Source organism: Candidatus Viridilinea mediisalina, from assembly GCF_002532535.1.
Classification (GTDB): domain Bacteria; phylum Chloroflexota; class Chloroflexia; order Chloroflexales; family Chloroflexaceae; genus Viridilinea; species Viridilinea mediisalina.
The window spans coordinates 1-9453 of record NZ_NQWI01000156.1 but is presented as its reverse complement, the minus strand read 5'-3'; the positions used below and the strand labels follow the sequence as shown (position 1 = coordinate 9453).

Annotated in this window: 5 protein-coding genes; all 5 read right to left on the bottom strand. The window is 61.5% G+C overall.

What is annotated here, in order from left to right:
* Positions 1-707: 707 nt before the first annotated feature.
* The 5 genes from cobM to CJ255_RS19770 all read right to left on the bottom strand — a co-directional run bounded on the left by cobM (position 708) and on the right by CJ255_RS19770 (position 9357).
* A complete protein-coding gene (gene cobM / locus CJ255_RS24535) occupies positions 708-4415 on the bottom strand; it encodes a precorrin-4 C(11)-methyltransferase (RefSeq protein ID WP_245863610.1) in 3708 nt (1235 codons plus the stop codon).
* 4 nt (positions 4416-4419) lie between these two features.
* A complete protein-coding gene (cobI, locus tag CJ255_RS19790; RefSeq protein WP_097645813.1) occupies positions 4420-5160 on the bottom strand; it encodes a precorrin-2 C(20)-methyltransferase in 741 nt (246 codons plus the stop codon).
* A gap of 348 nt (positions 5161-5508) precedes the next feature.
* Complete coding sequence (gene cbiE / locus CJ255_RS24530; protein WP_245863609.1) at positions 5509-6942, bottom strand: precorrin-6y C5,15-methyltransferase (decarboxylating) subunit CbiE; 1434 nt, start codon at positions 6940-6942, stop codon at positions 5509-5511.
* Between the two features lie 238 nt (positions 6943-7180).
* Positions 7181-8314 carry a cobalt-precorrin-5B (C(1))-methyltransferase gene (locus tag CJ255_RS19775; protein WP_097645812.1) on the bottom strand — a complete coding sequence of 378 codons (1134 nt, stop codon included), beginning with the start codon at positions 8312-8314 and terminating at the stop codon, positions 7181-7183.
* A gap of 392 nt (positions 8315-8706) precedes the next feature.
* On the bottom strand, positions 8707-9357 hold the full coding sequence (locus CJ255_RS19770) for a precorrin-8X methylmutase (RefSeq protein ID WP_097645811.1): 651 nt from the start codon (positions 9355-9357) through the stop codon (positions 8707-8709).
* Positions 9358-9453 lie beyond the last annotated feature (96 nt).

The following is a 9453-nucleotide window of genomic DNA, read 5'->3' as shown; positions in this document are numbered from 1 at the left end:
GGGGGCGCAGGGCTAAAGCCCTGCGCTGCTACGCGAAGCCCGCTTCGCGGGCTCAACCTGAAGGGTTCGCAGCCCGCGAAGCGGGCTTCCTCCGCATAGCAGCCGCAGGCTCGGTGGCTCGGTGGCTGAGCTTGCCGAAGCCAGCTTGCCGAAGCCAGCCTGCCGGCGTGCGAGGTCTTGAAGAACGTCGTGTAACGGGAAATTCAAACTGTCGGGTAGCTAGACGAGTGACGAGTGACAGGCAGGGCTTACTGCATATCAATGCACCCTAGCATAATACCATGTAGGGAAGCAGAAATTGTTATGTATCCCAGCAACTTGTCATGCTGAATGGGATATGGGGCGCAGGCATCGTAGTGCCGACTTTAGTCGGCTGAGGTCTTTCGCAGCGATGGGAAGCCGACTAAAGGAAACAGAAATTGTTACGTATCCCAGCAACTTGTCATGCTGAATGGGACATGGGGCGCAGGCATCGTAGTGCCGACTTTAGTCGGCTGAGGTCTTTGGCAGCAATGGGAAGCCGACTAAAGTCGGCACTACCTACGGCACAAACAGGTACGTTCCTACGAACCTTCGTTCAGGGTGGCAAAACAATCGGGCAATGAACAACATCCGCTTCCCTTAGTCGGCTGAGATCTTTGACAGCGATGGGAAGCCGGCTAAAGCCGGCACTCCAGCGTGCGCCCCCCGGCTTTTCAGACAGCTTCTTAGACGCGGGTGCCCTCCTCTTCAGCGATGAAACGGGCCAGCGCATCACGAATGGCCGCAGCACGCCCCGGGGCGTTTCCGTCGGTGCTGACGGCGATGAGACATTCAGGGCTACGGTGGAGCGCTGGCAGGTGAAAACTGCCTTCGTTGGGCGCATCAGCGACGTTGCAGAGCATGCCGCGTTCGGCGGCGGCGTGGGCGATTGCGGCGTTCACTTCACGCTGATTGGTTGTTGCAAAGACTAGACCAGCGTCAGTGAGATCGCTTGGCTGGTAGCAACGTTGTGCCCATGTAAGCTGGCCCGCTGCGGCCCACACCTGAAGCGCTGCGGTCGCGTCGGGGCTGATCAGGGTGACCGCACAGCCCACTGCGAGGAGCCCGCGCACTTTGCGTTCGCCCACTGGCCCCCCGCCCACCACAACGGCGCGGCTGGCGCTGAGGTTGGTGAGGACAATGGGGTAGGTATGGTGGGCATGCCCTAGCTGGCCCTCACCCCCTGCCCCTCTCCCACGTTGTGGGAGGGGGGCGAAGGCAGCGTCGTCCTGTTGCGTTCCTTTGTGTTCTTTTGCGGCAACAAACACGTTTTCCGTCTGCTCATGCACCTGTGTAGCGGGCGAGGGGGGATTGTCCCCACGCAACTTTGCCTCGGCGTAGCCGCGTGGCGTCACGAAGCGATCCCCCATGCGGTAGCTGCGGCTGTTGCCGATCAGCACGACGGTGAACATGTTGGCAAGGCTGGGGTCGGCTGCGCCGAGGGTGGTGAGGGTGAATTGCTCGTTGGGGCGGCTGACGTTGGTGGCGAAGGCGACGGGGGTGTTGGCAGGGCGCTGTTGGCGCAGCAGATCGAAGGCGGCTTCAAGCTGCCAGTGGCGCTCGCGGGAGCGCGGGTTGTAGAGGGCTACCACAAAGTCGCCTGTGGCTGCCGCCGCGAGCCGTTGCTCAATCAGGGGCCAGGGGGTGAGCAGGTCGCTCAGGCTGATTACGCAGAAATCGTGGCTGATGGCAGCACCCAAGTGGGCGGCGGCGGCTTGGAAGGCGCTGACGCCTGCGAGAACTACCACCTCCGGCTCGCTCCCATTCCAACCCCGTTCGGCTAAAAGCTCAAAGACTGGCCCGGCCATCGCGTAGATCCCAATGTCGCCACTGCTCACGAGTGCCACCCGTTTCCCCGCTACGGCATGATCGAGAGCGTGGCGCGCTCGATCCAGTTCCGTCTGCATGCCAGAGGCGATGATCGTCTGGTGGGGCGCAAGCAGATCGCCGAGGGCATCAATGTAGCCTTTGTAGCCGACGACAACATCGGCTTCGCGCAGGGCTTGGTGGGCGGCCAGGGTCATCTGTTGCGGATCGCCCGGCCCTAGGCTGACGAGGGTGAGGCGGGGGGAGAGAGGCTTTTCAACAAGGGGGGCAGAAGTAGAGGTAGCGAGAATTTCACCACAGAGGCACCGAGGGCACAGAGGTTGTAACACAGGGAGTGCTAATCTGTTCCCCTGTTCTTCTGCTTCCCTGTTCCCCTGTTCTTCTGCTTCCCTGTTCTCCTGTTCCTCTGCTTCCCTGTTCCCCTGTTCCCCTGTTCCTCTGTTCCCCTGTTCCTCTGTTCCCCTGTTCTCCTGTTCTTCTGTCCTCTTCAACGCCAGCGCCACGGTGCAGTTGCGAAAGGCTCGCTTGTTGACCAGTAGCGGCCCGTTGGCAACTAGGAGGGCGCTGGGTTCGGCGACGCCAGCGGGGAGGTTGAGGTGGCTACTGGCTGCGCTGGGGCTGAAGTGGCTCGGATCGAGGGCGCTGAGTTGAGCATGGCTTACGATCTCAAGGGGCAGGCCAAGCCGTTGGGCTAAGGCTATAAGCCCTGGTTCGTCCGCTTTGGCCTCGGCGCTGGCCAGGGCTGCTAGGCAGTGGGCATCGAATCCGGCGTCGTTGAGGGTGGCATGGAGTGCTGTTGCCAATTCGTCGGGGCTGGCAGCGCGCTGGCAGCCGATCCCGGCGACGAGTAGGGGCATGTGGTAGCGGATGGTTTTGTGCTGGATGGTGGGCCAGAGTTCAGCAAGATGCTGCGGGCTGAAGAGCAGTGCAGCGGCGTAGTGTTCGGCGCGCAATTCGGTGGGCGTGGTGACAAAGGTGAGTTGGGGGCAGGCTGCCAGCCATTGTTCGATCTGGGGGCGTAATGCTGCAATTTTCGGATCAATAAAGCATGCCATAGGTGCGCCATTCACTAGACTTCCCATGACATGCGTAACGGCTGAGGTGGGATCGGGCCGCCAGCCCAACTCGCGGCCCAGCAGGTCGAGTGCGGGCAGAGCTTGGGTGTCGCTGGCGGTGGTGATCGCCGCATGGCCGCCGGTGAGTCGTGCGATCCGCTCGGCGAGGGCGTTGGCCCCGGCTTGGTGGCCACCGAGCAGTGGGATAACCGAGCGGCCCGCTTCGTCCATACAGATCACGGCGGGATCACTGGCTTTGTGGCCGAGCAGTGGAGCAATGGTGCGCACGGCAATGCCGGTGGCCATGATCAGCAACAGCGGCTGGCCCGTCTTCCAAACCTGGGCTAGTGTCTCTGCGACCGGCCCCGTATAGCTTTGGCTGGCACCAACTTCGGCGGCGAAGCGTTCAGGCACCCACACCGTCGCGCCCAGTGCATCGGTCAAGCGCACGGCGAGCGCCGCACCGTTGCGCGTGACGGCGAGGATGTGGGGGGAGTTGGTTGGCTGCGCGGGATGGCCCTCACCCCCCAGCCCCCGCTCCCACGTTGTGGGAGATGGAGTGGGCAGAACATGCGATTCTGGCATTACAGACAGGTTGGTGGGCTGCGCGGGATGGCCCTCACCCCCTAGCCCCCTCTCCCGCAAGCGGGAGAGGGGGAACCCCATCCTCGTCTCGCCTCCCGCCGCCTCGCCTCCCGCCGCCTCGCCTCCCGCCGCCTCGCCTCCCGCCGCCTCGCGGCAGCCATGGGCAAACGTGGCAGCATAGAGGCGACTCGGCGCGGCCTCGGCATCGGGTTGCAGTGCCGGGCCGACGAGGATGAGTGCGTGGCGCGTGTAGCCCGCCGCTCGCACGGCAGCCACGATGTTGCCCAGGGTGCCCCTGATGATCTGCTCATCGGGCCAGGTGGCGCGGTAGATCACGGCGACAGGCGTGGTTGGGGTGTAAACACCACCAGCGATTAGTTCGTCCGTCACCTGTTCGATCTGTGCGACACTGAGGTAGAGCGCCAGCGTGGTGCCGTGGCTCGCTAGGGCACGGAGCGACTCCCGTTCGGGCACGGGGGTACGTCCGGCGATGCGGCTCAGAATGAGCGATTGGCTCAGTTCGGGAATGGTGAGTTCGACGCCGAGCCGTGCCGCCGCCGCGAAGGCCGCAGTGACGCCGGGCACAACGACGTAGGGAATCTTGTGGGCCTGCAAGTGGCGCATCTGCTCGTGGATCGCACCATAGAGCGCCGGGTCGCCCGTATGCACCCGGGCCACAAGCTGACCCGCTTGGGCCGCCTCAACCATCAGGGCCACAATTTGATCAAGGTGCAGATCGGAGGAGCCAACGATCCGCGCATCAGGCTTGCGCGTCAGCCCAGCGACACTCGCCTGCACAAGGCTATCGGCGTAGAGCACGAGATCGGCCTGCTCAATGATGGTGCGCCCGCGCACCGTAATCAAGTCGGGAGCGCCGGGGCCAGCGCCGACAAAATAAACCGTTCCGGGGGTCAAGGGGAAGTCCATAGGGTTACACGTTACTCCTCACCAGCAACAACGACAAATAGGGTGCAGCATAGCCATGCAGGCTCGCCACGTCGTGCACGATGCGCTCTTCGGGCATGCCAATATGTTCGGCATAGACACAATGTTCCAACAGATCAAGTTCTGTTAGCATGTTCAACAGAGCGGGCAACTGGCTACCCACCTTCATCAAGACCAGCGTGGCAAAGCGGGCTGTGAGTTCACGCAGTTCAGCGGCGTCGCGGGGCGCAGGCAGAATGGCCACCCGTTCATCGCCAATACTGAGTGGCAAGCCAACGTGGGCAGCGGTGGCGGCAAAGGCGGTGATGCCAGGAATGATCTCAAGTGCAAGGTTAGGATAGCGTTCTTGCAACAGACTCCGCAGCGTTGTAAAGGTACCATAGAGCAGCGGATCGCCCAAGAGCAGGTAGGCACCCTGAGCGCAGCCGTCGGGCTGCGTCGCGGCCAGCGAGTCCAACGCTGTGCCCATCGTCGTCGCCAACTGCCCATAGGCTGCCAACGTCTGCGCGGCGTCACGCTGCATCGGCACACGCAGCGGAACCACTTGTTGACGTTGCGGATCGAGCCAAGGCTGGGCAATGCGTAGCGCCCGGCTTTCGCCCTCAGCCTGACTACGTGGCGCAAAGATGATTTGGGCGGCTTGCAGCGCACGGATGCCCTTCATAGTGATCAGATCGGGGTCGCCTGGCCCCAGGCCGACGACGGTGAGTTTGATGGAAGGAGGCATGGTGGAGTCCTTTATATACCATTTCCGATTGTAGATTGCAGATTGCAGATTGCCGAACATGGCGTCCCAAAGGGCGTTAGCGTTCTTGATAATGCGGCATGTTCAAGGGTAATTGGTATCACACCAAGCGTTTTAGTCGGCTTCCCATCGTGGCCAAAGACCTCAGCCGACTAACGTCGGCACTACGATGCCCGCCCATGGACTATTCAGCATGACAGGCTGCTGGGATACTTGAAAATTTCTGCTTCCCTTAGAGATAATGCCAACAGATGATGGCTTTGCAACAAATTCCTCTGTGTACTCTGTGCCTCTGTGGTAAAATTCTCTGCATCTCTTCTCGCCTCCACCTCACCGTTTCCAGGTAAGCACAAAGATCGGATTCTGGGCCTCGAGACGCAACATGCCCACAATTGGTACGCCCAGGTTCACCTGCACCTGCACGATGCGGGCGCTGGGCAGGAGGTTGCGGGCGACCACGAGGTGTTCGAGGCTGACGAGGGCGATCACGAGGCGACCATGGGGGCGTAGGCGTTGGCATGCCAAGCCGATGATTGGCTCGATCTGGCCGCCACTGCCACCGATGAAGATGGCGTGGGGATCGGGTAGATCGGCGCATGCTTGGGGCGCACTCCCTTCGATCAGCGAGATATTTTGCACCATAAAGCGATCAATGTTGGTACGAATATGGCCACACAGCTCTGCACGGCGTTCGATGGCATAGACGTGGGCCTTGGGTTGCCAACGTGCCGCCTCGATGCCTACTGCACCACTGCCTGCGCCTATGTCCCACAGCACCTCGCCTGGGCCAAGTGCCAACTCCATCAGACTCAGCAGCCGCACCTCGCGCTTGGTAATCAGGCCACCCGTCGTGCTAAAGGCTGCATCGGGTAGGCCGGGGGGGATAGGCGGGGATGCGGGGATGCGGGGATGCGGGGATGCGGGGATGCGGGGATGCGGAGCAATGTGCGTAACCAACGATGAATGGCGATGCATCATAAACCATGGTCGTCCAATAATGACCGTGCGCCGCCGCTTGGCGAGGCGGGGGATGTCGGTATATTTTCGGAGCTTTGCGCCTTTGCGTCTTTGCATCTGTGTACCTTTGCGGGTATGTGTCTGCGCCTCTGCGCCTCCTCGCCTCTCCGCACCTTCATTCCAAACCACCAGCACATTGAGCGCCGCAAAGCTTTGCGTCGCCGCCTCGCCCAAAGTGGTACGCACAATACGCTCCTGCGGCTCGGCCAGGCACTCGCAGATCGCGCAGGGTGTTGCGGCGGGTAGACCAGCGGCCAGCAGCGCCGCCGCGATCACAGCGGGCGTCTGCTGCGTATCGGTGAGAATGGCCGCCTTGTGGACCTGATAGACGCCGCGCACCACATCGGCCAGGGGGCGGGCGTGGGCACTGAGCAGTGCCGCATCGTGCCACGGCTCACCCAGGGCGGCAAAGGCGAGTTGGTAGGAACTAGGGGCCGGAATGATCAGCAACTCCTCAGCGGCAAACCAGCGCCGCAAGGTACTCCCGATCCCGTAGCAGAGCGGATCGCCCGAAGCCAGCACCACCACGCGCTGCCCCGCATCCAACGCATGACGCAACTGTTCCGCCACCGCCAACACCCCCTGGCGCATACTCAACCGCTCACCTGGCGCATCGGGAAACGCAGCCAACTGCCGCTCGCCGCCCACCAACAGATCGGCATGCTGCACATGGGCTAAAGCGGCCAGCGTCAAATGTTCGCGGGCGCTGCCCGCCATACCGATGACTAGGAGTTTGTGTGGGGACATGAGGTTTTAGGAAGGAGGAAGGTGGTGCAAAAGTTCTAAAACACCAACAAGAAGAGGTACAGAGGGTTTCACCACAGAGGCACCGAGGGCACAGAGGTTAGAACAGAGGGAGCACCAACAATGACAATTGCCATGCTACTCACCTCTCTGTGTTCTCGGTGTCTCTGTGGTGAAATTCTCTGCATCTCTGCAAAAACTCTATAACTGAAGGGAGAACTCGGTTTCCTCACACCCTTGCTTATGTAAAACTCCGCCGCACCAAAACGGTTCCATCAAAATCAACCAAGATCATCTCTAGCGCCAACTGCCCGCCCAGACGCTGCACAAAACGCTGGCTCTGCTCTAGCGCCAAGTCGGTGAGGCGCTCAATCGGGGCCATGTTGCCATGAGCTTGGCACAGTTCGAGCATATGGCGCGCCGTGTTGGCCTGGGCCACCGCTGCCACCAGCGCTGCGCTGGCCCCCGCTTCTCCACAGACCTGGGCGAGAAAGGCGAAATCTACCGGATTGCCCGCCACATGGGTCACCATGCGGCCCTGGGCTGTCTTGACGATGCGGCTGATCATGGCGACAAGGCTGGCTTTGCTTACGCCCTGTTGCACGCAGGCCCGCAGGGCGACGCCGGTGAAGATGCTGATCTCGACAAAGGCCAACTCAGGTAGTTGCGGGTAGATCTGCTGGGCGTACTGCTCGGAACGCGCCCCCGTCGCCAACACCAGATGGTGAGGGCTGTGGTAGGCCCCCAGTTGCACCGCCTGCTCGACGCTCGCCCGCCATGCAGCGGTACTGTAGGGATAGACCTTGCCCGACGTACCAAGGATACTAATGCCTCCCACAATGCCCAAACGCGGATTGAGCGTCCGTTGCGCCAGACGCTCCCCCTCAGGGACACTAATCTCCACCAGCAGCCCGTGCTGTTCCAAGTAGGCCGCCGCATCGGGCAGCAGCGTTTCAAGTGCGGCCATGACATTCGCATGGATCTGCTGGCGCGGCACCGGATTGATCGCCGCCTCGCCGACGGGCAACCCCAAGCCGGGCAGGGTCACGCGGCCCACCCCATGGCCCCCTTCGAGCCAAAGCCCTGGCTGGCTCGCAGAGCGCACCGTCGCACAAATCAGCGCCCCGTGGGTCACATCAGGGTCATCGCCGCCATCCTTACGGACACAGCAGGAAGCAGTCTGCCCATTCAGCGCAGTCTCCAGCGGCACCATCGTTGTCGTCTCGCCCGTCGGCAGCAGCACCGGCACCGACGTGGGCCAGACACCACTCAGGAGCGCCAGGGTCGCCGCATGAGCGGCTGCCGCCGCATTAGTACCCGTCGTAAAACCTGTACGCATGCCGCGCCGGTCACGCGGGGGAGGAGGGGAGTCCATTGGTTACCTTAAGGTAGAAAATAGTAAATTAGGGGGTAGGAACATAGAATTTTTTGAACAAGGGATTCAAAACGCCAACGAGGTAGAGGTACCGAGGATTGCACCACAGAGGCACCGAGGGCACAGAGGTATCGGAATTGAGGGAGTGTCAATGGATGGTTGCTTTGCCATGATATTGTTAGGGACGGTTTCAAGATACTTTATAGTTTGCGCCATAGGTAGTGCCGACGTTAGTCGGCTGAGGTCGCCGACAACCCCCGGATGCCGACTAACGTCGGCACTACGACGGTAAAGCTACAAGCGCCTTTCTGAAACCATCCCTAACAACGTTCTCTGTGTTCTCTGTGTCTCTGTGGTGAAATTCTCTGCATCTCTCCTCTCTCTTCCCCGCCTCACAGTTCATCATTCCCAACCCCAACAGCCAGACGCAACAACGCATTCACCGTTGCAACAGCAATTGTCGAGCCACCCTTACGCCCCTGCGTAATCAGCCAGGGCACCGTGGTGGTCGCTGCGAGGGCCGCTTTGCTCTCGGCAGCTCCGACAAAGCCAACCGGCACGCCGATGATCAGCGCGGGGCACACACCAGCTTCAACGAGGCGCAAGAGCTCTTCGAGCGCCGTTGGGGCATTGCCAATCGCCACAATACTGCCGGCCAGCAGGCCACGCTCCGCCGCCAGACGCATCGCCTGGGCACTGCGCGTCAAGCCGCCCGCCGCATCAGCGGGCAGCACCGCCGGATCATTCATCAAACAGTGAAGCGTCCCATCCAAGCGTTCAAGGCGCTGGCGATTGATTCCAATCCGCACCATCTCCACATCGGTCAACACCACACAGCCGCTTTGCAACGCCTGCACCCCGGCCTCAACCGCAGCAGGACTTGTCGCCACCAGATCGGCAAACTCAAAATCAGCCGTGGTATGAATAATCCGTTCCACCACTGCACTCAACGGTTCAGGCAGAATTTTGCCCCGTTCGGCCAAGCCAGCGCGGATCAGCACAAACGACTGGGCGGCGATGGCGTGGGGATGTAAAGAACTCATGGGTGTTGCTTTCTGTTTTGGTGGCGCGGGCTTCGACAAGCTCAGCCAGCGCGGTGGGGGTGGCGCGGGCTTCGACAAGCTCAGCCAGCGCGGTGG

Excerpts from the sequence above, each read along its gene's own strand:
- cobM (WP_245863610.1), bottom strand. The coding sequence starts at position 4,415 with ATGGACTTCCCCTTGACCCCCGGAACGGTTTATTTTGTCGGCGCTGGC.
- cobI (WP_097645813.1), bottom strand. The coding sequence starts at position 5,160 with ATGCCTCCTTCCATCAAACTCACCGTCGTCGGCCTGGGGCCAGGCGAC.
- cbiE (WP_245863609.1), bottom strand. The coding sequence starts at position 6,942 with ATGTCCCCACACAAACTCCTAGTCATCGGTATGGCGGGCAGCGCCCGC.
- CJ255_RS19775 (WP_097645812.1), bottom strand. The coding sequence starts at position 8,314 with ATGGACTCCCCTCCTCCCCCGCGTGACCGGCGCGGCATGCGTACAGGT.
- CJ255_RS19770 (WP_097645811.1), bottom strand. The coding sequence starts at position 9,357 with ATGAGTTCTTTACATCCCCACGCCATCGCCGCCCAGTCGTTTGTGCTG.